26 protein-coding genes are annotated in these 26,918 nt (G+C 67.1%); 7 read left to right on the forward strand and 19 right to left on the reverse strand.

Features of this window, described 5'->3' with window-relative positions; genetic code table 11:
• Positions 1-5: 5 nt before the first annotated feature.
• The 9 genes from AC06FA_RS02240 to grxD all read right to left on the reverse strand — a co-directional run bounded on the left by AC06FA_RS02240 (position 6) and on the right by grxD (position 13,070).
• Positions 6-3,875 (reverse strand): pilus assembly protein, encoded by a 3,870-nt coding sequence (locus tag AC06FA_RS02240; RefSeq protein WP_478066938.1) that lies wholly within the window; start codon positions 3,873-3,875, stop codon positions 6-8.
• 10 nt (positions 3,876-3,885) lie between these two features.
• The gene (locus AC06FA_RS02245; RefSeq protein WP_478066939.1) at positions 3,886-4,395 is read right to left on the reverse strand and encodes a pilus assembly PilX family protein; all 510 of its coding nucleotides are present in this window, start codon (positions 4,393-4,395) and stop codon (positions 3,886-3,888) included.
• A 4-nt stretch (positions 4,396-4,399) separates the two neighbouring features.
• On the reverse strand, positions 4,400-5,554 hold the full coding sequence (locus AC06FA_RS02250) for a PilW family protein (protein WP_478067106.1): 1,155 nt from the start codon (positions 5,552-5,554) through the stop codon (positions 4,400-4,402).
• 8 nt (positions 5,555-5,562) lie between these two features.
• Positions 5,563-6,039 carry a type IV pilus modification protein PilV gene (gene pilV, locus AC06FA_RS02255; protein WP_478066940.1) on the reverse strand — a complete coding sequence of 159 codons (477 nt, stop codon included), beginning with the start codon at positions 6,037-6,039 and terminating at the stop codon, positions 5,563-5,565.
• The gene (locus AC06FA_RS02260; protein WP_478066941.1) at positions 6,036-6,551 is read right to left on the reverse strand and encodes a GspH/FimT family pseudopilin; all 516 of its coding nucleotides are present in this window, start codon (positions 6,549-6,551) and stop codon (positions 6,036-6,038) included. The genes pilV and AC06FA_RS02260 overlap by 4 nt, the downstream gene beginning before the upstream one ends.
• Before the next feature lie 342 nt (positions 6,552-6,893).
• The gene (gene ppnN / locus AC06FA_RS02265; protein WP_478067107.1) at positions 6,894-8,282 is read right to left on the reverse strand and encodes a nucleotide 5'-monophosphate nucleosidase PpnN; all 1,389 of its coding nucleotides are present in this window, start codon (positions 8,280-8,282) and stop codon (positions 6,894-6,896) included.
• 252 nt (positions 8,283-8,534) lie between these two features.
• Positions 8,535-11,732 (reverse strand): TonB-dependent receptor, encoded by a 3,198-nt coding sequence (locus tag AC06FA_RS02270; protein ID WP_478067109.1) that lies wholly within the window; start codon positions 11,730-11,732, stop codon positions 8,535-8,537.
• Positions 11,733-11,979: 247 nt separating this feature from the next.
• On the reverse strand, positions 11,980-12,753 hold the full coding sequence (locus AC06FA_RS02275) for an SDR family NAD(P)-dependent oxidoreductase (RefSeq protein WP_478066942.1): 774 nt from the start codon (positions 12,751-12,753) through the stop codon (positions 11,980-11,982).
• Positions 12,750-13,070 carry a Grx4 family monothiol glutaredoxin gene (gene grxD, locus AC06FA_RS02280; protein WP_108749163.1) on the reverse strand — a complete coding sequence of 107 codons (321 nt, stop codon included), beginning with the start codon at positions 13,068-13,070 and terminating at the stop codon, positions 12,750-12,752. Before grxD ends, AC06FA_RS02275 begins: the two co-directional genes overlap by 4 nt.
• Positions 13,071-13,189: 119 nt before the next feature.
• On the opposite strand from grxD, the gene AC06FA_RS02285 reads away from it, so the two are divergent.
• Positions 13,190-13,768 carry a superoxide dismutase gene (locus AC06FA_RS02285; protein ID WP_478066943.1) on the forward strand — a complete coding sequence of 193 codons (579 nt, stop codon included), beginning with the start codon at positions 13,190-13,192 and terminating at the stop codon, positions 13,766-13,768.
• A 52-nt stretch (positions 13,769-13,820) separates the two neighbouring features.
• On the opposite strand, the gene AC06FA_RS02290 is transcribed toward AC06FA_RS02285, so the two are convergent.
• The 3 genes from AC06FA_RS02290 to purE form a co-directional block, all read right to left on the reverse strand.
• On the reverse strand, positions 13,821-14,162 hold the full coding sequence (locus AC06FA_RS02290; RefSeq protein WP_108752682.1) for a carboxymuconolactone decarboxylase family protein: 342 nt from the start codon (positions 14,160-14,162) through the stop codon (positions 13,821-13,823).
• 97 nt (positions 14,163-14,259) lie between these two features.
• On the reverse strand, positions 14,260-15,408 hold the full coding sequence (locus AC06FA_RS02295) for a 5-(carboxyamino)imidazole ribonucleotide synthase (protein ID WP_478066944.1): 1,149 nt from the start codon (positions 15,406-15,408) through the stop codon (positions 14,260-14,262).
• Positions 15,405-15,908 carry a 5-(carboxyamino)imidazole ribonucleotide mutase gene (gene purE / locus AC06FA_RS02300; protein ID WP_478066945.1) on the reverse strand — a complete coding sequence of 168 codons (504 nt, stop codon included), beginning with the start codon at positions 15,906-15,908 and terminating at the stop codon, positions 15,405-15,407. Before purE ends, AC06FA_RS02295 begins: the two co-directional genes overlap by 4 nt.
• A 58-nt stretch (positions 15,909-15,966) precedes the next feature.
• On the opposite strand from purE, the gene AC06FA_RS02305 reads away from it, so the two are divergent.
• From AC06FA_RS02305 to AC06FA_RS02320, 4 genes are all read left to right on the forward strand, one after another.
• Positions 15,967-16,236, forward strand: a complete 270-nt coding sequence (locus AC06FA_RS02305) for a Trm112 family protein (RefSeq protein ID WP_014036599.1) — start codon at positions 15,967-15,969, stop codon at positions 16,234-16,236.
• Positions 16,233-17,084: a carboxylating nicotinate-nucleotide diphosphorylase gene (gene nadC / locus AC06FA_RS02310; protein ID WP_478066946.1), complete on the forward strand. Its 852-nt coding sequence runs from the start codon at positions 16,233-16,235 to the stop codon at positions 17,082-17,084. The genes AC06FA_RS02305 and nadC overlap by 4 nt, the downstream gene beginning before the upstream one ends.
• 113 nt (positions 17,085-17,197) lie before the next feature.
• Complete coding sequence (locus AC06FA_RS02315; RefSeq protein ID WP_478066947.1) at positions 17,198-18,142, forward strand: DUF2272 domain-containing protein; 945 nt, start codon at positions 17,198-17,200, stop codon at positions 18,140-18,142.
• Positions 18,143-18,209: 67 nt separating this feature from the next.
• Positions 18,210-18,560, forward strand: coding sequence for a DUF3301 domain-containing protein (locus tag AC06FA_RS02320; RefSeq protein WP_478066948.1), 351 nt, complete (start codon positions 18,210-18,212; stop codon positions 18,558-18,560).
• A gap of 70 nt (positions 18,561-18,630) precedes the next feature.
• Here AC06FA_RS02320 and AC06FA_RS02325 read toward each other — a convergent pair whose 3' ends face one another.
• From AC06FA_RS02325 to AC06FA_RS02355, 7 genes are all read right to left on the reverse strand, one after another.
• Positions 18,631-19,083: a ClpXP protease specificity-enhancing factor gene (locus AC06FA_RS02325; RefSeq protein ID WP_478066949.1), complete on the reverse strand. Its 453-nt coding sequence runs from the start codon at positions 19,081-19,083 to the stop codon at positions 18,631-18,633.
• Between the two features lie 81 nt (positions 19,084-19,164).
• The gene (locus AC06FA_RS02330; RefSeq protein ID WP_075674863.1) at positions 19,165-19,800 is read right to left on the reverse strand and encodes a glutathione S-transferase N-terminal domain-containing protein; all 636 of its coding nucleotides are present in this window, start codon (positions 19,798-19,800) and stop codon (positions 19,165-19,167) included.
• 133 nt (positions 19,801-19,933) lie between these two features.
• Entirely contained in the window at positions 19,934-20,683 is a 750-nt protein-coding gene (locus tag AC06FA_RS02335; protein ID WP_478066950.1) for a cytochrome c1, read from the reverse strand.
• Positions 20,676-21,935 (reverse strand): cytochrome b, encoded by a 1,260-nt coding sequence (locus tag AC06FA_RS02340; protein WP_478066951.1) that lies wholly within the window; start codon positions 21,933-21,935, stop codon positions 20,676-20,678. The genes AC06FA_RS02335 and AC06FA_RS02340 overlap by 8 nt, the downstream gene beginning before the upstream one ends.
• Complete coding sequence (petA, locus tag AC06FA_RS02345) at positions 21,935-22,555, reverse strand: ubiquinol-cytochrome c reductase iron-sulfur subunit (protein WP_108749154.1); 621 nt, start codon at positions 22,553-22,555, stop codon at positions 21,935-21,937. Before petA ends, AC06FA_RS02340 begins: the two co-directional genes overlap by 1 nt.
• Before the next feature lie 158 nt (positions 22,556-22,713).
• The gene (locus AC06FA_RS02350) at positions 22,714-23,640 is read right to left on the reverse strand and encodes a lytic transglycosylase domain-containing protein (protein ID WP_478066952.1); all 927 of its coding nucleotides are present in this window, start codon (positions 23,638-23,640) and stop codon (positions 22,714-22,716) included.
• 46 nt (positions 23,641-23,686) lie between these two features.
• Entirely contained in the window at positions 23,687-24,655 is a 969-nt protein-coding gene (locus tag AC06FA_RS02355) for a helix-turn-helix transcriptional regulator (protein WP_478066953.1), read from the reverse strand.
• Positions 24,656-24,738: 83 nt separating this feature from the next.
• Here AC06FA_RS02355 and AC06FA_RS02360 point away from each other — a divergent pair, with 83 nt between their 5' ends.
• A complete protein-coding gene (locus AC06FA_RS02360) occupies positions 24,739-25,359 on the forward strand; it encodes a glutathione S-transferase family protein (RefSeq protein ID WP_478066954.1) in 621 nt (206 codons plus the stop codon).
• A 128-nt stretch (positions 25,360-25,487) separates the two neighbouring features.
• Positions 25,488-26,906 carry a tRNA (N6-isopentenyl adenosine(37)-C2)-methylthiotransferase MiaB gene (gene miaB / locus AC06FA_RS02365; protein WP_312707182.1) on the forward strand — a complete coding sequence of 473 codons (1,419 nt, stop codon included), beginning with the start codon at positions 25,488-25,490 and terminating at the stop codon, positions 26,904-26,906.
• Positions 26,907-26,918: the final 12 nt, after the last annotated feature.

Here is a 26,918-nt window from a genome sequence, read left to right on the forward strand (position 1 = left end):
CTCCGTTACTGGATCTGGCGCCAGGACTGGCGGCCACAGGGATACGGCACGTACAGCGGCTGTGCGCCGGACACATTGACCACCATCCAGCAGCCGGCACCGGCCGGTACTGTCGGCACACCGGTGCCGTCGTTCGGATTGGTCGGCGGCTGCAGGCGCGGCACCACCGACACGCCCACGTCCTTGATCGGCGCGGTGCCCGGCGAGTTCAGTGCCATTGCAGCCGTACCGGCGGCGGCCGACGTACCGGTGGGCGACCCGACCCGCACGCCGGACAGCGCGCCCGCACCGCTGCGCGGATTCAGGCCGAACAGCCAGTTCGCACCGGACGTGCTGCAGCCACTGGTCACTTCCACCGGGGCGTAGGTGGGGATGAACAGGATGCCCGAGGCCAGCTCCGGGTAACCCACCGCACGTTCGCCGGCAGGCAGGTCCACGTACCAGCCCAGCGACGAGGTGGGCGCCGTACCCACCTGCAGCGTACGCGAGCCGCTGGTGGTGACCACCGCGTTCGGGGTCAGGTTGGCGCGGGTGAGCGTGGTGGTCACCGCACCGTTCACCACATCGTTGAAGCCGTACAGGCTCTGGATCTGGGTGGCCGAGATCGGCAGGGTGTCGTCGTTGAACGAGAAGCTGCCGGTACCGAACATCACCAGCACGCCGCCGCGCTCACCCGAGGCCACCTGCAGGCCACCGGTGATCGGCTGCCGGTAGGTCTGCCCGTTCTGCACGAAGGTGCCGGTGGTGAACACAGGCACGGTGACCGAGGTGTCGGTCGAGGTCAGGTCGAACTTCCACACCGCGCCCTTCAGGTCGGCGGCGTAGACGGTATCGGCGTAGCCGTCGCGTACGCGGGTGGGCTTGTTGGTCACCGGATCGATGGTCAGGTTGTTGACCCGGTCCACCACCACGATGTTGCCCAGGCCGTTACGGCCGGCGATGGTGGAATTGGGCTCGCCCGCTTCGATCATGCGGATGGTCGGCGTAGTGCTGCCGATATCGACCACGAACAGCACGGCCTTGCCACTGGCACTGGAATAGCCGTTGCCGAAGATCGCCTTCCAGCTGACGCTGCCATCGGCCGCGCGCACCGGCACGATGACCGGCTTGCCCAGCACGTGGCCGATGTTGGCACGCACGGTGGCGTCACCGGCCAGGTCGTTGATTTCCCACAGGCGATTGGCCGCGGCGAAACTGCCCGGCGTGGTCACGTCCAGCGCGAACACGCCGCGCCCGCCCGCACCGGTGGTGCCGACCAGGGTGGTGTGCCAGGCCGCACCGTAGTAGGTATCGCCCACGGTCAGCGGACCATCGACGAAGTACTTGTGCACGAACGGCTGGGCGTTCTTCTTGGTCGGGTCATACGGCAGCAGCAGGTTGCCCATGTGCCCGTACGAGGTGGCCGGAATGTAGCCGAACAGTTCACGGCCACCGTTGCCGCCGATCGTGCCGGCCGCATCCATGCCGCCATCGAACGCATGCAGCATGCCGTCATTGGCGCCGGCATAGACCACGTAGCGGTTGTTGTTGCGCTTGCTGGTCAGGTAGTTGGTGTAGCTGGTGCCCAGGGTGCCGCCGAGCGCGCGGTAGCCGAAGTCGTCCACCGGCGCACTGATCACCGGCGTGGAGTTGACGATGTCGCCCAGCACCGTGGTGCGGTCGCGCAGCGTGCCGCCGCTGCGCACTTCACCGCTGGTTTCGCCCAGCAGATAGTTGGCCGCACTGTTGGCATCGGCACCCAGCGCCGCCAGGTTGGCAGCGGTGCAGATCGACTGCGCCGGATACAGCGCGCTGGACAGGTTGCAGAGCCCGGCCAGGGTGACCGTGGTGCCGCTGAACTTGCGCACGCTGCTGCCGTCGTTGAAGAAGACGTTGCGCGCGGCCGCTGCCGGCATCTGCGCACTGGCTTCCCAGCGGGTGGTGTACTGCGCTTCGCGGGTGGTGGGGTTCACCGACACGCTGCTGGCGGTCAGCTTGCTGTACCAGTCGGTGCCATTGTTCTGCACGTCGTACATGGGAGTGACGGTGAGCGAACCGGTACCGATGCGCGCGCCACTGAGCGCGAACGTACCGGACGGCGTCTGCCCCGAGCCCACCGCCGACAGCACGCGGCGCATGGCCTCGGTCACGTCCGACGGGGTCTTGGCGTTGATGAACTCGCCACGGGTGTTGATGGCGGCATGCCACAGCTCGTCGATCACGCGGCCGTCGTCGTCGGTGAGCGGATCGCCATTGGCGTTCCAGTTCGGCGGGTTGGCGTACGGATCGTCGGTGGCGGCCTGGTTGACCTCGTAGATCAGGCCCTGCGCGCCCAGGGTGACGCCGTAGAAGTTCATGTGCAGGTTGGTCTGGCAATCCAGCCGCTTCCAGTCCGGCGAGGACTGGCTGAGCGTACTGCACTGGTCCGGCACCGGCACCAGGCCGGCGGGGAAGCTGGCACCGCTGCGCAGCGGGGTGGAGCCACCGGCGTAGTACGACGCCGCGATGTCGGCGATGGTATTGCTGTAGTTATCGGCGAACGGCTGGGCCGGGAAGAAGGTGCCGCCGGCGCTGTCGGCATTGCCATAGCCGCTGGCCGAGTTGCCCACGTTGGTGTAGCCGTCGGTGAACAGCATGCCGCCGTTCTTCTGGCAGGCGCGGATGACCGGCGCACCCGCATCGGTGCGGCGGAACTGCTCACCCAGGTAAGCCACCGCCTGCCGGTTCGGGGTACCGCCATTGGGCTTGAGCCGGTAGATCTGGCCGAACAGGTCCGGGCGCTGGGTGGCCACGTCGTACATGGTCACGTTGTTGCGGGCGTTGATGGTGAAATAGCCCACGCGCATGTTCTCCACGCCCACCATGGCGTGCGAGGACGAGCCGACCATCGACAGGATGCGGTTGCGGTGGTACTGGAACCAGTTGGCGAAGTTGCGCTGCGCGTTGACCAGATCGGGACTGTTGGCGGGGTAGTTCTCCGGCAGGATCTGGTAGCGGCGCATGTCGCAGCCCGGGCCACAGGCATTGCTGATCAGCGGACGGTTGGCGTCGCCGGTGAGGTAGCCGGCCGGTGCGGCCTGGTCCGCCGGCAGGTAGAACGTTGCCGGCACGTAGGCGATCTGCACCGTGCAGTCGGCACGCACCAGCACGTCGCTGCCCAGGTTGGTCCAGACGTTGCCGGAACTGGCCAGGCCATTGCCGTTGTTGTTGTTGCTGTTGCAGGTACGGCCATTGGAGCGGTAGCGGGTACCGGCCGGGATGGTCATGCCGGTAACGAACTGGAACGCCTCGCCGTTGACCTGGCGCGAGGACAGGTCGTACACGGTGTTGTAACCGGTATTGAAATCGCTGCCGTAGACGGTTGGATCGCGCGGATCAACGCGCGCGGCGCTGAACGAGGCATTCGGCCAGAGGATGTTCTGCGCGCTGTCACGCGCCGGCAGGCTCCACGGTTCGTAGGTCACGGCCGGGTTGTAGTAGCTGGCGTTGTAGGTGGGCGAACGGGCAAAGCCGAACGCATCGATCGGCGGGATCGCGCGGCCCGGCGAATAGGACGTGTTGAAGTTCGAGTGCGGGAACAGGTACAGGTAGCAGTCGGTGGAATTGTTGCCGCACGCTTCGCCCACGTTGTAGAACACGCCGGCAGAGCTGAAGAAACTGCTGCCGTTCCACTGCATGCGACCATCGCCACCGCGGAAGATCCGCTCGAAGGTCATCGAGTTGGAATCGTCCACCGCCATGATGAAAGCGGGCTGGATCGAGGTGGTGTTGTTCAGCGGCGCCTGCGCGAGATCGCCCTGCCCCTGCGCGGCAAACAGGCTGTAGGCGAAGTAACCGCCCACGCCCAGTACGGCGAGGGCGGACGCGGCGATGATCCGGGATTTGCGACGGGACATGCCGGCGGCCTCAGAGCTTGAAGATGGAATCGACCGACGCCGTGGACGAGGAGTCCGTGGCGGTATCGGTGGCAAAAGTGGTGATCTGGTAGATCGGCGTGACCGGATCCAGCGGCTTGCCCATCGACAGCGAGCCGCCGCCGATCACGCAGGTATCGATGCGGCGCACGTTCACCGCCTGCACGGTGGTCAGCGCGCGGTCACGGCCCCAGCCCACCGGATCGAAGGCGATATCGCAGTTGTCCTGGATGTCGCTGGCCACCAGCGGTGCATCGGCCGCGGCGGCGGTGCGGTTGGCGATGGCCTCGACCGCGCGTTCACTGCGGCGGGTCACGCCTTCGGCATTCTGGAAGGCGATGTTGGTTGCCAGGTAGTTGGACGCCATCTTTTCCTGCATGCCCGCCACCTGCATGCCGGCGATGCCGATCAGCGCCAGCAGGATCAGCATGATCAGCGCGACGTACAGCACGGCACCGCGCTGCTGGCGGGGCATCCGACGGATGCGGGCTCGAGCGTTCATGGCATCAGTTCCCGAAGAGGCGGTTGCGCAGGGCAATGGTGGATTCGTACGCAGAGCGGTAGCGCGTGTCGTTCGGCGTGGACGGCGCAAAGCCGACGCCCAGCATGCGCGGATAGCGCAGCGCGTCGGTGGGCGCTGCGGCCTGCGACGGCTGCGGGCTGCGCGCCAGGATGCCGACCTGCACCTGCCCGACCCGCCGCCACTCTGCCGCTGCCGCCGCATTGGTGCCGGTGGACACGCCGCTGGCAATGGCCACGGTGGTGATGTTGCCGGTGGGCGGGGTGGTGCTGGTGATCGCCGTGGTGCTGTCCAGGCCGAACAGCAGCTGCATGTTCTCGATGCCTTCGACCAGTTCTTCGGCGGCGGCATAGCCGTCGACGCCATCGGAGCGGGCGCGCATCAGCGCCGGCTCGCCGGTGGTGGCCGAAGTGCCCACGAAATACACCACCGATTCGGCACGGTAGATCATGGTCTGGCCGGTGGGCTGCACGGTGTAGCGGTCCAGGTTGGCGCCACTGGCGGTGACCTGGCCGGCAGCGTAGGTGCCCTTGAACACGTTCACATGGCTGCAGTCGGCCACACCGAACAGCGTGGGCGTGGCAACGCCGCCTTCCAGCAGGCGCCGACCGGCCGTGCTGTCGAAGCCGACCACGCTGTTGGCACTGGGCGCCAGCGCGGTGACCGGCACGCCTTCGGCGGCCAGGTAGCGCAGCACCAGGATATCGCTGCCATCGCGCGGCTTGAGCGCGCTGATGGAGGCCGGCAGGCCGGTCACGGCCGGCCAGCTGCCGCCGACAGTCAGGCTGGTACCCGGCCCGGTGCCGGGGGCTTCATAGCCCTGGATGCTGACGCTGAAATCCAGCGGATGGCCCGAGCCCGTGGCGACGCCGGTGTTGATGGTCGGATCGCCCTCGCCCTTGACGAAGTGCGCCTGGTCATTCACGCAGCCGAAGTGGCCGGCCATGCGGATGTCGCGCTGCAGGAACTCCAGCGCGAAGCGGCCGTTCTCCTGCGCGCGCGCATTGCCTTCGGCCAGCCGCGACGCGGTGCGCGAGGCGATGAACACCTGCACCACGCCCAGCATCAGCACCAGGCCGATGACCATGGCCACCATCATTTCGATCAGCGACAGACCGGCGGCCAGGCGACGGGAAGAAATACGCGCGCTCACAGCTGCGATACCAGGGTGAAGGTGGTACGGGCATTGGGATTCTGCGGATCCCAGCGCTGGTCGCCCCAGGCGATGCCGACGGTGACCCGGCCATTGGCGTTGAGCACGGTGGCGCTGGCGCCCTCGCCCAGCGACTGCACCACCTGGCACTGCCAGCGGGTGATGTTGGCGGCCACGCCCTGGTCGACGCCCAGCACGCGGGTGCAGGAGCTGATGTTGATCGAGTTGGCCGCAAAGCTGGCGCCGGTGTACCAGCCCGCCTGGTAGCGGTTGCTGCGCATCTGGTCCAGCAGGTCGTAGGCCAGGTTGGTGGCCTGGGTGCGGTAATTGGCGCTCTGCACGAAGCGCACGTTCATGGTCTGCAGCAGGGCGAAACCCAGCAGGCCGAAGCCGAGGATCAGGATGGCGATCAGCACTTCCAGCAGGCTGAAACCGGCCTGGCGCCGCGAGAACGAGGGAAGACGACGGCTCATTGGCAGGCGGCCTTGGTGGAGGTGATCTGGCCTGCCGCGTTGACGGTCAGGGTACGGCGCTGCGGATCGCTGCCGCACTTCACCGGCTGCAGGGTGATCTGCTGGGCGGCGGCCGCCTTGCGGCGACCGCGGGCATCGAAGGCGACTTCGGCGGCCGGTCCGGTCACGGTGACCGAATCGGAGGTAACGGCAACGAAGCGCAGCACGGCCTCGCTGGCGCCCTTGCTGCCATTGCCGTCCACGTCGGCCCAGGCCAGCATGCCCGAGCGCCAGGCGCCGTCGCAGCTGCTGCCATCGGAACTGCCGCAGACGCCGCCGCCACGCTTGTTGCGCACGGCCTCGCTGCGGGCCAACGACAGCAGGCCGGTCATTTCATTGCCGGCCGTGGCGATTCGATTGGAACGGATGGTGCTCTGGAAACTCGGAAACGCAATGGTGCCGAGAATGGCGACCACCGCGACGGTGACCATCAACTCGACCAGCGTGAAGCCGTTGGACCGGCGCAGTTTCATTGGACGCTCCCCAGCGTGTTGGTGGCCACGATGGCGCAGCCGCCGGCCGCCGGCAAGCGGCGGCAGGATGAACGGTCAGTTCCGGGCGATGGGCGTCAAAGGGTTGACACGCCAGCGCGCCGGTCGGGGGTCAGAGCCCCTGCGGGGATCCGACCCCTGGGTCGGAGCGTTGGGGTCAGAGCCCCTGCGGGGATCCGACCCCTGGGTCGGAGCGTTGGGGTCAGAGCCCCTGCGGGGATCCGACCCCTGGGCCGGGCGTTGGGGTCGGAGCCCCTGCGGGGATCCGACCCCTGGGTCGGAGCGTTGGGGTCGGATCCCCGAAGGGGCTCCGACCCCGGCCGGTCAGGCCAGCACCTGGTAGCAGGGCTGGTACTCGCCGGAAATCTTCATCCGGCGCTGGTCCACGAAGGCGCGCAGCAGCGCGTCCAGGGCCTGCATCATGTCCGCGTCGCCATGGATCTGGAACGGGCCGAACTGCTCGATGCGGCGCATGCCGTCTTCCTTCACGTTGCCGGCCACGATGCCGGAGAAGGCCCGGCGCAGGTCGGCCGCCAGCGCGTGCGGGGCACGGCCGTGGTGCAGGTCCAGCGCGGCCATCGCCTCGTGGGTCGGCACGAACGGCTGCTGGTACTCCCACGGAATCTCGATGGACCAGTTGAAGAAGAACGAATCCTTCTGCGCCAGGCGGTACTCGCGCACCTGCTTGATGCCGCTGGCCATCTTCTTGGCCACGGCCACCGGGTCGCCAATGATGATCTCGTAGCGTTCGGCCGCCGCATCGCCCAGGGTCAGGCGGATGAACCGGTCGATCTGCTCGAAGTACGGCGCTGCCACGGTCGGGCCGGTCAGGATCAGCGGGAACGGCAGGTCCTTGTTTTCCTCGCGCAGCAGGATGCCCAGCAGGTACAGGATCTCTTCGGCGGTACCCACGCCACCGGCGAACACGATGATGCCGTGGCCGATGCGGACGAAGGCCTCCAGGCGCTTCTCGATGTCCGGCATGATGACCAGGTGGTTCACGATCGGGTTCGGCGACTCGGCCGCGATGATGCCCGGCTCGGTCAGGCCGATGTAGCGGGTGACCGTCCTGCGCTGCTTGGCATGGGCGATGGTGGCGCCCTTCATCGGGCCCTTCATGGCGCCGGGGCCGCAGCCGGTACAGATGTCCAGGCCGCGCAGGCCCAGCTCGTAGCCCACCTGCTTGGTGTACAGGTATTCGTCGCGGCCGATCGAATGGCCGCCCCAGCAGACCACCAGGTTCGGGTCGCCCGGGTTGAGGATGCGCGCGTTGCGCAGCAGGCCGAACACCGCGTTGGTGATGCCTTCGGACGATTCCAGCTCGGCCGCATAGGCCGGGCCCATCTCGATGGCCATGTAGGCGAGGTCGCGCACCACCGCGAACAGCAGTTCGGCCACGCCGCGGATGATATCGCCATCGACGAAGGCCATCGCCGGGGCGTTCACCAGGTCGATGCGCACGCCGCGATCCTGCTGCGCCACCTGGATGTCGAAATCGGGGTAGAGATCACGCGCAGCGCGCGGATCGTCCGAGGCACTGCCACTGGTCAGCACGGCCAGTGCGCAGCGGCGCAACAGCTCGTGCATGCCGCCACCGGAGGCATCGCGCAGGCGCGCCACTTCGGCGCGCGACAACACATCCAGCCCACCACGCGGGTAGATCCGCGCATCCTGCACCGGCAGCGCACGGGCTGCCTTTTCGTTCGTCGTCATATCCAACTTTTCGCTTCCTTCAAGGTTTCCGACTGTACTGCCGCCCCCTTAAAAAGCAAAACGGCCGGGAAACCCGACCGTTGGATACGTGCTGACCGCGTTCGCCGTTGCTGGGACCGCCGTTGCGGCGAAGGCGCCGCGCACGTGTCTGGATGCTACGCCGAAGGCAAACGCCCCGCAAGCACTTTCGCCTGAACGGAAAACGGCCGGGTTTCCCCGGCCGTTTCCGTGTGCAGCAACTACGTCAGTTCATCAGAACTGGTAGCGGAAGCCCAGCTGCAGCGACCACTGCGAAACACCGATATCGAAACCGTCGGCGTCTGCGTTGGCCACGGTCGGGGTGTCCGCGCCGCGGTAGTTGTACACGTACTTGCCCTGGTACATGCCCTGCAGGGTGGCCACACGGCTGTCGGCGAAGAAGCCGTAGTCGTAGATGTTGCCCCACTTCTTGTTCAGCATGTTGCCGACGTTCTGGATATCCAGCCAGATTTCCGACTTGTGGCCCTTCATGAAGCCCGGCAGCTGCTGGCTGATACGGATGTCGAAGGTGTTGATCCAGCCGGTACGGAACTGGTTGGCACCCGGCGTGCTGCCGGCGTACTTGGCCAGATCCGGGTTGGCGGCCAGCCATGCGAAGAAGTTCTTCTCCATGGCCGCGTCGGCGGTGAACTGGCCATTGGCTGCCAGCGTACCGAACAGCACGTCGCCCGGGCCCTTCGGCACGTAGAACAGGTCGTTGGCGCTGCGGCCGTCGCCGTTGGCGTCGTTGACGAACACGTAGCTGTACGGACGGCCGCTACGGCCTTCGTACACCAGGCCAACGCGGGTTTCGTAGTCACCGAAGAACTTGTGCTTCCAGTTCAGCGCACCCGACAGGCGGTCACGGATCTGGTAGCGCGAGGTGTTCTCGACCGGGGTGTTGGCGTCGAAGGCGTACTGGTAGTTCCAACCCGAGCTGGCGGTGGAGCTGGTCAGCGAGCCGACTTCGGTGGCATCGGTGTAGGTGTAGCCGATGTTCCAGGACCAGTCACTGGTATCCGACCACGGCTTGCTCAGCGACGCGGTGAACTGCGAGGTGCGGCCCTTGTCGGTGTTGTTGATCAGGTAGACGTTGCTGTAGGCACGGTTGCGCTGCACGCGCGAATCGTTGTCGGTCCAGGCGCCGACCTTCGAAGCGCTGTAGAACATGTCGCGACCATCCGGACCCTGGTACTGGACCGGGCCCAGGTTCAGGTTCTGGTAGAACAGGCCGTCCTTGACCTTGGTGACCAGCAGTTCGGCCGATGCCACGATGCCGTACCACGGGGTTTCATGGTCGAAGGCCAGGTTGGCCTTGTAGGTCGACGGCATGCGGAAGTCATTGCCGACGAAGTTGACGTTCTGGGTGGTCGCCCCCGGACCGGTCGGGACCGGCTGGGTGTCCTTGTCCGGGTTGAACTTCAGCGCATCGGTGTAGTCGGCCGGACGCAGGGTGTAGACGTTGTTGTTGAAACCGGTCGCCGAGTAGCTGTTGCTCAGCCACACCTGCGGGGATTCACCCTGGAACAGGCCCACGCCGCCGCGCAGCTGGGTCGGGCGCTCGGTGTCGAAGGTGTAGTTGAAGCCGAAGCGCGGCTGCACCAGGAACTTGGCGTTCAGGACCTTGCTGTTGTTGTAGCCGAACAGGGTCGAGGCCGGTGCGTTGTAGGCCGGTGCCGGGCTGGTGTCCGGACGGTCAGCGCGCAGACCCAGGGTCAGGGTCAGGTTGCTGTTGACGTACCAGGTGTCCTGCACGAACAGCGCCAGGTTGCTGTACTTGTAGTCAGCGGGGATCGAACCCGGGGTGCGTTCCGGGTTGTAGTTGTAGTTGCTCCAGATGCCGTTGGCGAAGTTGTCCAGGCCGTAGAACACATACGTGCCGTACGAGTTGGCACCGAAGTAGTTGTAGATGTCGTTGGTGTCGTAGGAGGCACCGAACTTGACGTCGTGGTCACCCAGGGTCCAGGTACCGGCGGCGTAGTAGTTCCACGCCTTGGTTTCCAGCACGTTGTTCTGCGAGTTGGCTTCGGTACCCAGGTACAGCGAGTCGCCGCTCGGCGCAGCCTGCGTGCCACCGAAGTAGATACGCACGCTCGGGGCGTCCGTGCTCACGTTACGGATGGCCGAGTACTCGCGGTACGAGGCCTTCAGTTCGGTCGAGAAGGTGTCGGTCCAGTCGCTGAACAGCTGGGCGACGTAGCTCTCGTTGGTCTTGTCGTGCTGGTACCAGTACGAGCTCAGCGAGGCCGAGCTGGTGGTCATGCCGTTGATGCGCAGCTTGCTCTGGTCGATCTTGCTGTAACGGATGCTGGCACGGTGGTTGTCGCTGATGTTCCAGTCCAGCTTCAGCGCGTACTCTTCCATGCTGGTGTCGCCGTTGCTTTCCAGGCCACCGGCGTCGATGCCGTAGCCCTGCGCGATTTCCTGCGCACGGGTCACGTCAGCCAGGGTGAACTGGCCATTGGCCTTGCCCAGCGGCGTGGTGGCGATGTCGGCACCCGGTGCAGCCTGCTCGAACTTCTCGTAGTTGGCGAAGAAGAACAGCTTGTCCTTGACGATCGGGCCGCCCAGGGTCATGCCGTAGGTCTTTTCCTTGGTGAAACCGTTGAAGGGCTGGCCTTCCGGGTTGTCACCGAACCAGTCGCCGTCACGGTAGGTACCGTAGACCGAACCGTGGAATTCATTGGTACCGGACTTGGTCACCGCGTTGACGGTGGCACCGGACGCGGCAGCGATGCTGACGTCGTAGTTGGACAGGTTGATGTCCAGCGCTTCGATGGCTTCCATCGCGACCGGCTGGCGGCGGGTCGGCATGTTGTTGCCTTCCAGACCGAAGGTGTCGCTGGCCGACACGCCGTCGATGTTGATCGAGTTGTAGCGCGGGTTCTGGCCACCGGCCGAGATCGAGCCCGAGGCGCGGTCGATGAAGGTGACGCGCGGGTCAAGGCGCATCAGATCCTGGATGTTGCCGCCGATGGACGGCGCAACTTCGATCTGCTGCTGGCTGATGTTGGTGCCCGAGCCCATCTTGGTGGCGCTGAACACTTCCGAGCCGCCGCCGACAGCGGTGACCTGCACGGTGTCCAGGTTGGTGGCGCCGGCCAGGTCACCGGTCAGGGTGGCGTTGATGGTGCCGGTCTGGTTCACGCCCAGGTAGACGCCATCTTCGGTCTTGGTGCCTTCACCCGGCTTGGTGATGGTGATGGTGTACGGACCGCCCACGCGCAGGCCGCGCGCGTTGTAGCGACCGGCCGCGTCGGTGGTCGCACGCGAGACGGTGCCCGACTCACTGTGGGTGATGGTGACTTCAGCGCCGGCAACGGGCTGGCCGCTGCGGGACACGACCTGGCCGCCGACACCGGCAGAGGTGCTCTGGGCGAAGGCGGGGGCGGCGGCAAGTGCAGCCACGAGACCAAGGGTGAGCTTGGACATCCGGAGTGGGTGGGTCATTTTTCGGTAGCCTCGATGCGAGTTGGCGATGGCGGAAAAAAAGCGCATCCAAACAGCCTTGCGGGCGGCTGCTCGGAGATTTATCTGGGGTTCCCTACCGTGAACGGCAGCTGCCGCAACGGTTAACACTAGATTAACACGCTATCCCATCAATGTGACGGTTGTGCGACAAACGGCACCGGATCGCAACGCTATCGTGACGGAATCTTCATTCCGGACTATCGAGCGCTTAACGGGAGACAGGGTCCCGGCAGGCGTCAAGTACCTGGCCGCGCCAGCGCTGGCCGGCGGCGGACAGCAGTGCGACAGCGGCCTCTGCTGCCGTTTCCGGCCCGGCGGCCGTCGCGTCCTCGTCGATCGAATAGGCGCGTGCACGCAGGGCGGTGCGCAACGGGCCGGGGTACAGTCCCGACACCCGCACCGGTCCATTGGCCAGTTCGTCATGCAGGCTGGCGATCAGCCCGCGCAACCCATGCTGGGCCACGCCATAACCGCCCCAATAGGCCTGCCCCACCCGTTCGGGCGCGTCCACGGCGAATACCAGGGCGGCATCCTCGCGCTGGCGCAGCAGGGGCAGGCAGGCCTGGGCCAACCACGCCGGCGCGGTCAGGGTGACATGCACGGCGCGGGCGAAGCTGGCCGGGTCGGCCAGTTCAAACGGGGTCAGGCCGGGGAAATGTGCGGCACAGACCAGCACGCCATCCAGGCGGCCCAGCTCGCGGCCGATGGCCTGGACCAGATCGGCGTAGTCGTCGGGGCCGGCCCCTTCCAGATCCAGCGGATACAGCAGCGGCTCGGGGCCGACGGCCTGCACCTGGGCGTAGACCCGGTCCAGGCGGCGCGGTTTGCGCCCCAGCAGGACGACCGTTGCGCCGGCCCGCGCGACAGCAACCGCAGCAGCACTGCCCAGCCCCCCGCCGGCGCCGGCCACCAGCACCACGCGGTCCCGCAGGGGACGGCCATCGAGCGCCGTATCGGTCGACGTCGACGGCCAGGCACTCATCCCTGGGTGGCCTCTTCGACGATGCGCTTGAGCTCGCCGGCCTCGAACAGTTCCATGATGATGTCGCAGCCCCCGATCAGCTCGCCGTTGATGAACAACTGCGGGAAGGTGGGCAGGTTGGAGAAGCGCGGCAGGTTGGCGCGGATCTCCGGCTCTTCCAGCACGTTGACGGTACGCAGGGACACCGCGCCCGCGGCCATCAGGGCCTGCACGGCGCGGCTGGAGAAGCCGCACATCGGGTATTGCGGGGTGCCCTTCATGAACAGCACGAGCGGGTAACGATCCACCTCGGCCTGGATTTGCTGCATTACCGCCACACCTCACTCCTTGCTTCGCCGGACAAACCGACCGCGGTGGTCGGCTAGACTGCCCACGGTAGCCGCCATTGTAAGCCGATGGTACCGGCTGCCGCCGCCCCCTGGCCACGAACCTGTCCATGTCTGTCGAACTGCCTGCCCTGCCCTACCTTCCCGGCTCCCTGCAGCCGCACCTGTCGGCCGCCACCGTGGAGCTGCACCACGGCCGCCATCATCGCGCCTATGTGGACGCGGTCAATGCGGCCATTGCCGACACCGAATGGGAAGAGGCCACGCTGGAAGACATCGTGCGCCAGACCCAGGGCGCGTTGTTCGACGCCGCCGCCCAGGCATGGAACCACGGCTTCTACTGGCAATGCCTGCGCCCGCGCGGCGGCGGCGATCCGCAGGGCCGCCTGGGCGAACTGGTGAAGCGCCAGTTCGGTGATGCACAGCGCCTGCGCGAGGAGTTCAACCGCGCCGCGCTGGGCCTGTTCGGTTCGGGCTGGGCCTGGCTGGTGCAGCACCCCGGCGGGCAGCTGGGCATCCAGGTCACCCGCAACGCCGGCACGCCGCTGACCGGCGACAGCACGCCACTGCTGGGCTGCGACCTGTGGGAGCACGCCTACTACACCGACTACCAGAACGAGCGCGCGCGCTATCTGGACGGGTTCTGGCAGCTGGTGAACTGGGAATTCGCCGAAAGCCAGCTGCGCTGAGGCGACCCGCCGGGCATGGCCCGGCGCTCCCCCGCCCTGGCGCTGCTGCGCCTCACGCGTTCTCGTGCGCGGCCACCGCATCCATCACCCGCGCCGAGTACACCAGCGCCGCGCCGGCATTGAGCGACACCGCCACACCCAGCGCCTCGGCAATCTCTTCGCGGCTGGCGCCCTGCTTCAGCGCCGCATCCACGTGCACGGTGATGCAGCCATCGCAGCGGGTGGTGACCGCCACGGCCAGCGCGATCAGTTCGCGGGTTTTGGCATCCAGGTGGTTGGTCTGCGCGCCGGCATTGGCCAGCGTCGCATAGCCTTTCAGGGTATCGGGCGAGAGCTTGCCGATCTCGCCGATGCGGCCCTTCAGTTCCTTGCGGTAAGCGTTCCAGTCGAGCATGGCGGTGACTCCGGGGAAAGGAGCCCCACGCTACCACCGCAGGGGCTGCGCCGATGCGTGCACCGGCGCGCCACAATGTTGCAGCGCTGCGCCTGCCTCAGCGGTTGCGCAGCGCGTGTACCGCCGGGGCGACCTGCGCCTGGCGGTCCAGTTCCAGCCCGACCTGCTCCAGCGCATCGGCCAGGGCATCGGCCTGGTCGTCGCGCAGCGTGGCATGGCCCACCTTGCGGCCCTCGCGCGGCTGCTTGCCGTAGTCGTGCCAATGGCCGCTGGCCTGGCCCAGCACCGGCGCCGGATCGGGCATGGCGCCCAGCCAGTTCAGCATGCAGGCATGGCCGAGCATGCGGGTGCTGCCCAGCGGCAGGCCCAGCACGGCACGCAGATGGTTCTCGAACTGCGAGGTCTCGCTGCCTTCAATGGTCCAGTGGCCGGAGTTGTGCACGCGCGGCGCCATCTCGTTGGCCAGCAGTTCGCCATCGCGGCAGAACAGTTCCAGCGCGAACACCCCCACGTACTGCAGGTGGTCGGCCACGCGGCGCGCGTAGCCAATGGCGGCTTCGTGCTCGGCCGCCGACAGCACGGCCGGGGCGACGCTGGCCGACAGCACGCCATCGACATGCCAGTTGCCGGTGACCGGCCAGGCCTGGAAGCTGCCATCGCGACCACGCACGGCCACCACGCTCACCTCGCGCTGGAACGCCACAAAGCCTTCCAGGATCAGCCCGGTGCGCTCGACCTGCGCGCCCAGCGCGTCCCATGCGGCGTCGATGTCGGCGACGCTGCGCAGGCGGAACTGGCCCTTGCCGTCGTAGCCCAGGCGGCGGGTCTTGAGGATGCACGGCAGCCCGAACTCGGCGGCTTTCGCGGCCAGTTCGTCACGGCTGCGGATATCGGCAAAGGCCGGCAGCGGAATGCCCAACTGCTGGAACAGGGTCTTTTCGCTCAATCGGTCCTGGGCCACCGCCAGCGCGGCCGGCGGCGGATAGACCGGCACGCGGTCGGCCAGGAACTGCGCGCTGTCGGCCGGCACGTTCTCGAAGTCGAAGGTGACCACGTCCACCTTGGCGGCGAAATCCGCCAGCGCCTGGCGGTCGTCGAAGGCGGCGACGGTGAGCGGCGCCAGCGGCCCGCTGCAGGCATCGGCGGCCGGGTCGAACAGTTCAAAGCGCAGGCCCAGCGGCGCACCGGCCAGGACCATCATGCGGGCGAGCTGACCGCCGCCAAGGATGCCGACAGTCTGGTTCATTGGCGCGGGTCGTCGTGGGCCATCACGTCTTCGGTCTGGCGCGTGCGGAAGGCATCCAGCGCCTGGCCGATGGCCGGCTGGTCGCTGGCCAGCATGGCCGCGGCGAACAGCGCGGCATTGGAGGCGCCTGCGTTGCCGATGGCGAAGGTGGCCACCGGAATGCCAGCGGGCATCTGCACGATCGACAGCAGCGAATCCATGCCGTTCAAGGCCTTGGACTGCACCGGCACGCCCAGCACCGGCACCGCGGTCTTGGCCGCGATCATGCCCGGCAGGTGGGCCGCACCGCCGGCACCGGCGATGATGGCGCGCAGCCCGCGCGCGCCCGCCTCTTCGGCATAGCTGAACAACACATCCGGCGTGCGGTGGGCCGAGACCACCTTCACTTCGAACGGAACACCCAGGGCTTCAAGCTTCTGGGCCGCGTGCTGCATGGTTTCCCAGTCGGAGCGGGAACCCATGACGATGCCGACGAGCGGCGCGATCGGGTTGGGGGTCATTGGCCGTCACCTACCTTAAAGACGTATTCTAGCCGTCTTCCACGCAAGACGAAGAACCATGGATCGCAAGCTGCTTGACCTGCTGGTGTCGCCCGATACCCGCCAGCCCCTGTCCCTGCTGGATGGCAAGGGCCTGGAAGCCCTCAACAAGGCCATTTCTGCCGGCGCAGTGAACAAGGCCGATGGCAACCCGCTGGCCCAGCCGCTGCGCGAGGCCCTGGTGACCCGTGACCGCAAGCAGGTGTTCCGGGTGGACGACGGCATTCCGGTGCTGCTGGCCGAGGAGGCCATCCCGACCGCACAGATCGCCGATTTCCCTACCGCATGAGTGCCCTGCCGACGCCGGATGCGGCCCAGGTTGCGGCCGATGTCGCCCGCGCGTTGGCCGAGGACCTGGGCAGCGGTGATGTCACCGCCGCCCTGCTGCCGGACCAGCCCGACAGCGCCTACCTGTTGTGCAAGCAGGATGCGGTGATCTGCGGCCGCCCCTGGTTCGACGCCACCCATCGCGCGCTCGACCCGCAGGTGCGGATCGACTGGCAGGTGGACGAAGGCGCGGCGGTCGTGGCCGGCACGGTGCTGGCCCTGCTGCAGGGCCGCAGCCGCAGCCTGGTCAGCGCCGAGCGCACCTCGCTGAATTTCCTGCAGACCCTGTCCGGCACCGCCACCACCACGGCGCGCTACGTGGCGGCCGTGGCCGGCACCGGCACACGCATCCTGGACACCCGCAAGACCCTGCCCGGCCTGCGCCTGGCGCAGAAGTACGCGGTGCGCTGCGGTGGCGGTGACAACCATCGCTTCGGCCTGTACGACACGGTGATGCTGAAGGAAAACCACATCCGCGCCGCCGGCTCGCTGCCGGCTGCGGTGGACGCCGCACGCCAGCACTGGCCGCAGTTGCCGCTGGTGGTGGAAGTGGAAGACCTGGAACAGCTGCAGCAGGCCCTGCAGGTGGGCTGCGAGCGCATCCTGCTGGATGATTTCAGTGCCGAGCTGCGGCGCGAAGCGGTGCGCATCACCGCCCGCCGCATTCCGCTGGAAGTATCCGGCAGCGTGGGCCTGGACGGCCTGCGCGCGATTGCCGAGGACGGCGTGGACTGCATTTCCATTGGCGGCCTGACCAAGCATGTGCAGGCCATCGATCTGTCGCTGAAGCTGGGCCCGCCGCCGGGTTGAGGCCTTGCATGGGGTCAGATCCCTTTCCACGGGAAAGGGATCTGACCCCGTTCTCACACCCTGCGTTCACGACGGCACTGCGACGCTGCGGCCATCCCCCACAGGAGCCGCGCATGCGCCGGATGCTGTTGCCTGCCTGCCTGCTGCTGGCCGCTGCACCGCTGTCGGCCGCTGCCGCCGAAGCCTGCGACGTGCCACCCCGCTACGGCCTGAGCCCTCTGGCGATCTCCATCCGCAACGCGGCCTGCAACGAGCACCGGCTGTGGTACCGCGCCTTCATCGATCGCGATGGCCGTGCGGCCAGCCTCACCGTCACCGAGGCCGAAAGCGGCCACCTGGCCGACAACGGCCTGGTCGCCTGGCGCCGCGTGGCCGCCTACTGGCGCGACAGCGGCACCTTGAACGCGATGGGCAGCATCGACGGCGCCAGCAGCTGCCTGGCGCCCCTGGGGGTGCGCTACACCGACAGCGACTGCCGCGCCTTCCTGGTCGACAATCCGTGGTCGGCCGCCTTCATTTCCTGGGTGATGGTGCGCGCCGGGGTACCTGGGTTCACCACCTCGCCGCGCCACATCGACTACATCCGTGCCGCCTACCAGGCCGGACCGGCCGGCAGTCCGTACCGGCTGCTGGACCCGGCCACGGCCAAGCCCGCACCCGGCGACATGCTGTGCTTCCTGCGCGACCGCAGCAGCACGCTCAGCTACAGCGGGCTGGTGCAGGCACTGGGCAACGGCTCGGTGGGCCACTGGAAATCGCATTGCGAAGTCGTGGTCGCGGCCAACCTGGGCGGCGACCAGACCCTGTACCTGGTGGGCGGCAACGTGATGAACACCGTGGCCATGCGCCTGCTGCAACTCGATCGCAGCGGGCGCATCCAATTGCCGCCGGCACGTTCGCGCGACACCACCGGCATCGACCTCAGCTGCACGCCGGGGCGCGAAGACGAGTGCAGCTTCAATCGACAGGACTGGGCCGCGCTGCTGCAGCTCAATGTCGCGGCGCCGAGCGCACCCGCCTACCCCACCGCCCCTGCCCCGGCGCCTGACAGTCGCTGACGATCACGCTTGATCCTGGGCCGCTTCGCCGCCATCTTGGCTGCATCGACTCCAGACACTCCACGCCATGCCCACCCTGCTGTTGTTGCTGATCGTTGGCGGTATCGTCTATTTCTTCTGGAACGCGGCGCGTTCGGCCGCCGAGCGCGCGGTGGAGCTGGGCCGCAATGCCTGCCGTGCCGCCGATGTGCAGTGGTTGGACCAGGCGGTGCACGCCACCGGCCTGCGCCTGTCGCGCGGCGAAGATGGCCGGCTCGGTTTCGAGCGCACCTTCAAGTTCGAGTATTCCTACGACGGCATCGATCGCCACGTCGGGCGCATGGTGCTGCGCGGTGACCAGCTCATTTCGTTCACCGGGCCGGGCGCGGCGCGGATCAGCCGGATCCGCGCGGATGTGGACGAGGCCGAGGATATCTAGCCGGTAGCGCCGGGCCATGCCCGGCGAGCGCAGCGGCTGCAGCGTGCCGACCAACGGTCGGCACCCACATTTACTTGACCACGCGCAGGGTCGGCCGACCCTTCGGCGGCGGGCTGGACGGCGGCGTGTCATCCGGCGGGGTGTCACCCTCGTGCATCGGCTCATCGCTGGCCGTGGTCGCTTCGGCACCGGGAATATCGTCCGGCAGCGCCATGCCCTGCCCCGTTTCACGCGCGTACACGGCCAGCACCGCGCTGATCGGCACCTGCACCGGATAGCTGGTGCCGGAGAAGCGCGCCGAGAAGCTCACCATCTCGTTGTCGATCATCAGCCGCACCACCGCACGCTCGGCGATGTTGAGCACCACGCGCCCATCCTTCACGGCCGAAGGCGGCACCTGCACGCCAGGCACGCCGGCGTCGACCAGGATATGCGGGGTCAGCTGGTTGTCGTTGATCCATTCCACCAGGGCCCGCAGCAGGTACGGGCGGTGGCTGGTCATGTGGAAGAAGTCGTCGGTCATGCGTGAAGTGTACGCGCACGACGCCCCTGTCGGGGCGCATCACGGCACGCCGGTGGGCGTGCAGTCGGAAAGTACCGCGGTCTAGACCGGCAGGTCGCGCAGCTTCTTTTCCTGATCGGTCAGGCTGCGCACGAACCCCGGGTGGCGGAAGATGCGGTTGCCGTAGTCTTCGATGGCCTTGCCATCCTTGGGCAGCGGCACGTCCAGCGACTGCAGGCGCCAGATGATCGGCGCCATCGCGCAGTCGGCCAGGCTCATTTCCGGGTTCAGGAAGAACTTGCTGGCCTTGAACAGCGGCAGCGATGCGGTCAGCAGTTCCTTCAGGCGCTTGCGGCCGGCCTCGGCCTGGGTCTTGTTGCCCAGCTGGATGGCCTGCACCTGCGGCACCCAGTCGTGCTCGATGCGCAGCATGGCCAGGCGGATGCGCGCGCGCGACAGCGGATCGACCGGCATCAGCGGCGGGTGCGGGTAGCGCTCATCCAGGTATTCGCTGACCACCGAGGCGGCGTACAGCACCAGCTCGCGCTCCACCAGGGTGGGCACCGAGTGGTAGGGATTGAGATCGATCAGGTCTTCCGGCGGGTTCTGCGGATCGACCGGCACGAAATCATAGGTCACGCCCTTGGCCGCAAGAACCAGGCGCACCCGGTGGCACAGGACATCGTCGTTCGAGGAAAACAGCGTCAATGTGTTGCGCATGCGTACGCTCGCCGCCATCAAAGGCTCTCCCACGACAGGAGACCGCCTGCCGTACCGGCGCCACCAGCCCCTTGCCAGTGGTCGACTCCTGCCCGAGTGTGCAACCGGGCATCACAAAAGCCAATAGGCCTGAGGCAATGCCCGGGCCGGCTCAATGCACGTCCTTCCAGTATTCCTTCTTCAGCAGATACAGCAGGAAGGTGAGCAGGGCCAGGAACAGGATCACCCACACGCCCAGCTGCTGGCGCTTCAGCGCGGCCGGTTCGCCGGCATATTCCAGGAAGTTGGTGATGTCCCGCACGGCCTGGTCGTACTGCCCGGCATCCACGCTGCCCGGGGTGTCGATGCGCAGGCCGGTGACCGGCGGGTCCATGCCCGGCGCTTCGGCCTTGCCATGCACCGCATGCTGCAGCCCCTGCATTTCCCACAGTGGGTTGGGCATGGAGGCGTTGGGAAACACGGTGTTGTTCCAGCCCAGCGGACGGCTGCTGTCCAGGTAGAAGGACTTCAGGTAGGTGTAGATCCAGTCGCTGCCCCGCACGCGGGCGATCAGGCTGAGATCGGGCGGCATCTTGCCGAACCATTTCTCGGCCTGCTCCTTGGGCATCGCCACTGGAACGGGATCGCCGATGGCCGAGCCGGTGAAGTTGAGGTTGTTCATCACCTCCTCCTCACTCAGGCCCAGATCCTGGCCCATGCGCGAATAGCGCAGGTACTTCAGCGCATGGCAGCCGGAGCAGTAGTTCATGTACAACTGCGCGCCGCGCTGCAGCGACGCGCGGTCACCCAGATCATTGCCGGCCTGCAGCAGCTTGGCGCCGCCCTCGGCGGCGTGGGCCAGGCCGCTGCCCAGCACCAGGGCGGCCACCAGGGCCAACCGGACCATCCAGCGCTCAGTCATGCGTGGTCACCCTTTCCGGTACCGGCTTGGTCTTGTCCAGCCTTGTCCAAAGCGGCATGGTGATGAAGAACGCGAAATACAGGAAGGTCAGCACGCGGCCGATGTAGGTTTCGTGCACATCGGTGCCCGGGCCGGAGCCGATCACCCCCAGCCACACGAAGCACACCGCAAACACGCCCAGCAGCACCTTCGACAGCAGGCCGCGGTAGCGGTAGGACTTGACCCGCGCGCGGTCCAGCCACGGCACCAGGAACAGGATCGCGATGGCCGAGAACATCACCAGCACGCCGCCCAGCTTGTTGGGCACCACGCGCAACATGGCGTAGTACGGCGTGTAGTACCAGACCGGCTTGATGTGTTCGGGCGTGACCAGCCGGTTGGCCTCGGTGAAGTTGTCGTGTTCCAGGAACAGCCCCCCGAAGGCCGGGGCGAAGAAGATGATGAAGGCGGCGATGACCAGCAGGAAGCCGACGCCGACGCCGTCTTTCAGCGTGTAGTACGGGTGGAACGGAATGCCATCGGCCGGCGCGTTCGGCGACCAGCGGTTGCCCTTGGGCCCCTTCTTGATCTCCACGCCGTCAGGGTTGTTCGAGCCCACTTCGTGCAGCGCGCCCAGGTGCAGCACCACCAGCAGCAGCAGGACCAGCGGCAGGGCGATCACGTGCAGGGCGAAGAAGCGGTTCAGCGTGGCATCGCTGGGCAGGTAATCGCCCATGATCCATTCGGTCAGGCCGTTGCCGATGACGGGAATGGCGCCGAACAGCGAGATGATGACCTTGGCGCCCCAGAACGACATCTGGCCCCACGGCAGCACGTAGCCCATGAAGGCTTCGGCCATCAGCACCAGGTAGATCAGCATGCCCAGGATCCACACCAGCTCGCGCGGCTTCTGGTAACTGCCGTACAGCAGGCCGCGGAACATGTGCAGGTAGACCACGATGAAGAACAGCGAGGCCCCGGTGGAATGCATGTAGCGGATCAGCCAGCCCCATTCCACATCACGCATGATGTATTCGATGGAGGCGAACGCTTCGGCGGCGTTCGTCTTGTAGTGCATGGTCAGGAAGATGCCGGTGACGATCTGGTTGACCAGGATCAGCAGCGCCAGCGAACCGAAGTAGTACCAGATGTTGAAGTTCTTCGGCGCGTAGTACTCGCTGACATGCTTGCGGTAGACCGGCATCAGGCCGGGCGCTCGCGCATTGACCCAGTCGGCCACGCCGCTGGCGGTACGGCTGAGGATGTTGCTCATCAGGCAGCCCCCTGCGGATCGACACCGATGATGACGGTGTTGTCGTCCTGGTAGTGGTGCGGTGGCACCAGCAGGTTGATCGGTGCCGGCACGTCCTTGAACACGCGGCCGGACATGTCGAAGCGCGACTTGTGGCAGGGGCAGAAGTAGCCGCCCTTCCACTGCGGATCGTAGGGCTCCGGGCGGATTTCGGCGACCATTTCCGGCGAACAGCCCAGATGCGTGCACAGCCCGACCAGCACCGAGATCTCCGGTTTGATCGAGCGCAGCTCAGGGTTCTGCTTCAGCACGTACTCGGGCTGCTGGTCCTTCTCGCCGGATTCGGGATCCTTCAGGCGGCCATCGAGCCCATGCAGCGCATCCAGGATGGCCTTGGAGCGCTTGACGATCCAGATCGGCTGGCCACGCCATTCCACGATCAGGCGTTGGCCTTCCTGCAGCGCGCTGATGTCAGCCACTACCGGTGCGCCGGCAAGCTTGGCACGGGCACTGGGGTTCCAGGACTTGATGAAAGGAACAGCGGTGAAGCCGACGCCGACGGCGCCCACCACGGCCGTGGTGGCAGTAAGAAAACGCCGACGTCCGGTGTTGACTGGATCGTATACCCCATCGTTGGCCATCCGGCACTCCGATATTGATTAGGTAGCTTTAAGGCTGCCAGCGGATCCGGTGGGGGCCAGAGCCGCATTGAATCGTGGTCGAGTGTAGCGGAACCGTCGCGCGCCACACAACGCGGTGCAACAATATTTTGGAGCGCGTGCCGACCAACAGTCGGCACCTACTGGTGGCTTAGTGCCGTGCGGTAGCGATCAGCCAGCTGGCCGACCCGGCGCACGTAGTACTGGGTTTCACTGTACGGGGGCACGCCACCATGGCGGTCGACCGCGCCCTCGCCGGCGTTGTAACCGGCGGCGGCCAGGGTCAGGTCGCCGTTGAAGCGCTTCAGCAGCCACGCCAGATACTGCACGCCGCCGCGGATGTTCTGGCTGGCATCGTAGGAATCGGCGACGCCGAAGCGTGCCGCGGTGGGCGGCATCAGCTGCATCAGTCCCTGCGCACCGGCGCGGCTGAGCGCGGTGGGGTTGTAGGCCGATTCGGCATGGATGATCGCGCGTACCACCGCCTCTTCCACGCCGAACTCGCGCGCGGCCGACGCGATCTCGGTCTGGAAGGAGGTGGTGTTGAGCCGCACGCTGCCGAAATCGACGCGCGGATTGACCCCGCAGGCGTAGCAGCGTTCGATGAAGCTGTAGCGGATGGTGCGTACCGGCCCCAGGTTGGCCACCTGCGCCGGCCGCGCACTGGTGTAGTGGCGAACCCCATCCTTCATGTACGAATAGACCTGGCCACTGACCGTGCGGCCCGCTCGCGGTGCGGCAGCCGGTGTCGTTGCAGATGCTGTCGTGGCGGCCACCGCCGGGCTGGCGGCACTGGCGGCCACGGCGACCGGATTGCGCTCGGCGCTGGCCACGCTGACTGCCGCGGCGGGCGGCACCGGTGCTGGCGCCGCTGGCGTGATCGGGCGCGTCGGCCGGTTGGGCTGGCGGGTATAGCTGATGGTGGTGCAGCGCGCGCCGGCCACCCGCTTGCTGACATAGCTGGTGACCCCGTCGGCGCCTTCACACTTGTACAGGGTGCCGGCGCTGGCCGGCGCAGCGGTCAGCGCAGCGATGATGATCGCCGTTGTCCCCAGTCTCCCCTTCATGGGCGCGAGTGTCCCAGCTTCGCCGGGCCTTGCCAAGCGCCGCGCTTCAGTCCGTGACCGGCGGCACAGACAGAACCCCGCCCAACCCGGCCAGGCGTTCGGCCAGTTCCTGCCGCAGGGTCTCGGGCGTGGTCCACAGCGCCAGCGGCAGCTGGTCCAGGCTGAGGATCTGCGCCAGCATCATGCCGCGGCTCTCGGCGCCCATGCGCAGCAGGCAGTGCTGCGGGCCATCGGCCTCCAGCACCCCGCACCACGGCGGAATGCGACCTTCCAGTTCGGCCTGGCTGCCGGCCAGGCGCAGGATGGCCTGCAGGGCAAACGGCGCCTGGCTGACGGCCTGCCGCACCATCACGTCCGGCGGGGCCGGGGTCCGTCGATGCAGGCCGGGTTCGGCCAGCGCCTGCACCGCCCCCATCCGGTCCACCCGCAGGGTGCGCCAGTCCTGCCGCCCCAGATCCCACGCCAGCAGGTACCAGCGCCGCCCGTAGTTGACCAGGTGCTGGGCCTCGACCTGGCGCTGGGTGACCACGTCCTGCGCACTGCGGTACTCAAAGGCCAGCCGCGAGGCCTGCCGGCAGTGCTGGGCCAGCCGGCCGAGCAGACGCGCATCGGTCGCGGGCAGCTCGTTCAGCGTGGCGGTGGCGGCATGCACTTCCCCGGCCTGTTGGCGGCGCCGGGTCGGCACCAGCGGATCGAGCTTGGACAGCAGGCCACGCGCGGTGTCGTCGATACCGGACACCGTGGCCGAGGCCGCGCGCAGGGCAATGGCCAGGGTGGTCGCTTCCTCTTCGTCCAGCAGCATCGGCAGTACCGGCGCACCGGACCCCAGGCGGTAGCCGCCGCCGACGCCGGACGACGCCTGCACCGGGTAGCCGAGTTCGCGCAGGCGCTCGATGTCGCGGCGGACGCTGCGCCGGTCCACGCCCATGCGCTCGGCCAACTCGGTGCCCGACCAGTGGCGGCGGGCCTGCAGCAGGGCGATCAGGCGCAGCAGTCGATGGGCGGTATGGCGCATGAAGGATCGAGGACAAAAGTCGTCCGCGATTGTGCCCCAGCATGGCCCTGCGGTTCACCCCTCTCACTGCAAGGAGCACCACCATGTCATCGCGCCTGATCACCCTCTACCACGCCGCCCGGTCCCGCTCGAGCGGTGCCGTGGCCCTGCTGGAAGCGCTGGGGGCCGACTACCGCCTGCACGTGCTGGACCTGAAGGCCGGCGCCAACCTGGCCCCGGCCTACCTGGCCATCAACCCGATGGGCAAGGTGCCGGCCATCGTTCATGACGGGGCGCTGGTGACCGAACAGGTAGCGATCTATCTGTACCTGGCCGACCTGTACCCCGAAGCCGGGCTGGCGCCGCCGATCGGCGATGCCCTGCGTGGCCCCTACCTGCGCTGGATGGCCTTCTACGGGGCCTGCTTCGAACCGGCGATGATCGACCGCGCCATGCATCGCGACCCGCCGCCGCATGCGTTCTCGCCCTACAACGATGCCGATACCGTGCTGCAGGTGATCGAGGCCCAGTTGGCGCAGGGGCCGTACCTGCTGGGTGAAACCATGAGTGCCGCCGACGTGCTGTGGGGCAACGCCCTGCAGTGGACGACCGCGTTTGGCCTGGTGAAGCCGGCACCGGCCACGGCCGCGTTCATCGCCCGCATGGCGGAACTGACCGCGTTCGACCGCTCGCGGCAGATCGACGCGGAGCTGGTGGCGGCCTGACGGAGGGGGCGGTAGATCCACGCCATGCGTGGATGAATTCCGCCGGGCTTGGCCCGGCGCTACCGGCGGGCGGCGCGGGATGCGGGTAGAATTGCCGCCTTTCCCGCCACCCGAATGGATTAAGCGCCATGACCGGGACGCCAGACGTCTTTCCGCCCGCCACGCCGGGCGGCACCCCGCTCGTTGCCCTGCCCACTGGTCCGCGCAAGCCCGACCAGGTGAAAGGCAAGCTGTACATCAAGACCCACGGTTGCCAGATGAACGAGTACGACTCGGCCAAAATGGCCGACGTGCTCGCCGCCAGCGATGGCCTGGAACTGACCGACCGCCCGGAAGACGCCGACGTCATCCTGGTCAACACCTGCTCCATCCGCGAAAAGGCGCAGGAGAAGGTGTTCAGCCAGCTGGGCGTGTGGAAGGGCCTGAAGAACCAGGGCCGCGAGGTCATCATCGGCGTGGGCGGCTGCGTGGCCTCGCAGGAAGGCGAAGCCATCATCAAGCGCGCGCCGTTCGTCGATCTGGTGTTCGGCCCGCAGACCCTGCACCGCCTGCCCGAGCTGATCCGCGCCCGCCGCGAACAGAAGCGCCCGCAGGTGGACATCAGCTTCCCGGAAATCGAGAAGTTCGACCGCATGCCGGAGCCGCGCGCCGAGGGTGCCTCGGCCTTCGTGTCGATCATGGAAGGCTGTTCCAAGTACTGCTCGTTCTGCGTGGTGCCCTACACCCGCGGCACCGAGGTCAGCCGCCCGTTCGAGGACGTGGTGGTGGAAGTGGCCCAGCTGGCCGCGCAGGGCGTGCGTGAGATCAACCTGCTCGGCCAGAACGTCAATGCCTACCGTGGCCCCTATGGCGATGGTGAGTTCGCCGACCTGGGCCTGCTGATCCGCACCATTGCCGAGATCGATGGCGTCGGCCGCATCCGCTTCACCACCTCGCACCCGCTGGAGTTCAGCGATTCGCTGGTCGATGCATTCCGCGACGTACCGCAGCTGGCCAACTTCCTGCACCTGCCGGTGCAGGCCGGCAGCGACCGGGTGCTGTCGGCGATGAAGCGTGGCTACACCGCACTGGAATTCAAATCGAAGATCCGCAAGCTGCGCGCGGTGCGCCCGGACATCTCGATCAGCTCGGACTTCATCGTCGGCTTCCCCGGCGAAACCGATGCCGATTTCGAGAAGACCATGAAGCTGATCGAGGACATCGGCTTCGATCACAGCTTCTCCTTCATCTATTCGCGGCGCCCGGGTACCCCGGCGGCCGATCTGGAAGACACGATCAGCGATGCCGAAAAGCATGCGCGCCTGTCGCGTCTGCAGGAACGCATCAATGCGCACGCGGCCAGCATTTCGGAAAAAATGGTCGGCACCGTGCAGACCGTGCTGGTGGAAGGCCCGTCGCGCAAGAACCCGAACGAGTTGACCGGCAAGACCGAGAACATGCGGTCGGTGAATTTCCCGGCGCCGGCGCGCCTGATCGGCCAGTTCGTGGATGTGGTGATCACTGAAGCGCTGACCAATTCGCTGCGCGCGCGGGTGGTGGCGGAGTAAGCCCCGGGGGCG

Source organism: Stenotrophomonas sp. Steno-C17, assembly GCF_056393165.1.

Bases quoted from the DNA above. Each gene is read 5' to 3' on its own strand.
- AC06FA_RS02240 (WP_478066938.1), bottom strand. From the start codon at position 3,875: ATGTCCCGTCGCAAATCCCGGATCATCGCCGCGTCCGCCCTCGCCGTA.
- AC06FA_RS02245 (WP_478066939.1), bottom strand. From the start codon at position 4,395: ATGAACGCTCGAGCCCGCATCCGTCGGATGCCCCGCCAGCAGCGCGGT.
- pilV (WP_478066940.1), bottom strand. From the start codon at position 6,039: ATGAGCCGTCGTCTTCCCTCGTTCTCGCGGCGCCAGGCCGGTTTCAGC.
- AC06FA_RS02260 (WP_478066941.1), bottom strand. From the start codon at position 6,551: ATGAAACTGCGCCGGTCCAACGGCTTCACGCTGGTCGAGTTGATGGTC.
- ppnN (WP_478067107.1), bottom strand. From the start codon at position 8,282: ATGACGACGAACGAAAAGGCAGCCCGTGCGCTGCCGGTGCAGGATGCG.
- AC06FA_RS02270 (WP_478067109.1), bottom strand. From the start codon at position 11,732: ATGTCCAAGCTCACCCTTGGTCTCGTGGCTGCACTTGCCGCCGCCCCC.
- AC06FA_RS02275 (WP_478066942.1), bottom strand. From the start codon at position 12,753: ATGAGTGCCTGGCCGTCGACGTCGACCGATACGGCGCTCGATGGCCGT.
- AC06FA_RS02285 (WP_478066943.1), top strand. From the start codon at position 13,190: ATGTCTGTCGAACTGCCTGCCCTGCCCTACCTTCCCGGCTCCCTGCAG.
- AC06FA_RS02290 (WP_108752682.1), bottom strand. From the start codon at position 14,162: ATGCTCGACTGGAACGCTTACCGCAAGGAACTGAAGGGCCGCATCGGC.
- AC06FA_RS02295 (WP_478066944.1), bottom strand. From the start codon at position 15,408: ATGAACCAGACTGTCGGCATCCTTGGCGGCGGTCAGCTCGCCCGCATG.
- purE (WP_478066945.1), bottom strand. From the start codon at position 15,908: ATGACCCCCAACCCGATCGCGCCGCTCGTCGGCATCGTCATGGGTTCC.
- AC06FA_RS02305 (WP_014036599.1), top strand. From the start codon at position 15,967: ATGGATCGCAAGCTGCTTGACCTGCTGGTGTCGCCCGATACCCGCCAG.
- nadC (WP_478066946.1), top strand. From the start codon at position 16,233: ATGAGTGCCCTGCCGACGCCGGATGCGGCCCAGGTTGCGGCCGATGTC.
- AC06FA_RS02315 (WP_478066947.1), top strand. From the start codon at position 17,198: ATGCGCCGGATGCTGTTGCCTGCCTGCCTGCTGCTGGCCGCTGCACCG.
- AC06FA_RS02320 (WP_478066948.1), top strand. From the start codon at position 18,210: ATGCCCACCCTGCTGTTGTTGCTGATCGTTGGCGGTATCGTCTATTTC.
- AC06FA_RS02325 (WP_478066949.1), bottom strand. From the start codon at position 19,083: ATGACCGACGACTTCTTCCACATGACCAGCCACCGCCCGTACCTGCTG.
- AC06FA_RS02330 (WP_075674863.1), bottom strand. From the start codon at position 19,800: ATGGCGGCGAGCGTACGCATGCGCAACACATTGACGCTGTTTTCCTCG.
- AC06FA_RS02335 (WP_478066950.1), bottom strand. From the start codon at position 20,683: ATGACTGAGCGCTGGATGGTCCGGTTGGCCCTGGTGGCCGCCCTGGTG.
- AC06FA_RS02340 (WP_478066951.1), bottom strand. From the start codon at position 21,935: ATGAGCAACATCCTCAGCCGTACCGCCAGCGGCGTGGCCGACTGGGTC.
- petA (WP_108749154.1), bottom strand. From the start codon at position 22,555: ATGGCCAACGATGGGGTATACGATCCAGTCAACACCGGACGTCGGCGT.
- AC06FA_RS02350 (WP_478066952.1), bottom strand. From the start codon at position 23,640: ATGAAGGGGAGACTGGGGACAACGGCGATCATCATCGCTGCGCTGACC.
- AC06FA_RS02355 (WP_478066953.1), bottom strand. From the start codon at position 24,655: ATGCGCCATACCGCCCATCGACTGCTGCGCCTGATCGCCCTGCTGCAG.
- AC06FA_RS02360 (WP_478066954.1), top strand. From the start codon at position 24,739: ATGTCATCGCGCCTGATCACCCTCTACCACGCCGCCCGGTCCCGCTCG.
- miaB (WP_312707182.1), top strand. From the start codon at position 25,488: ATGACCGGGACGCCAGACGTCTTTCCGCCCGCCACGCCGGGCGGCACC.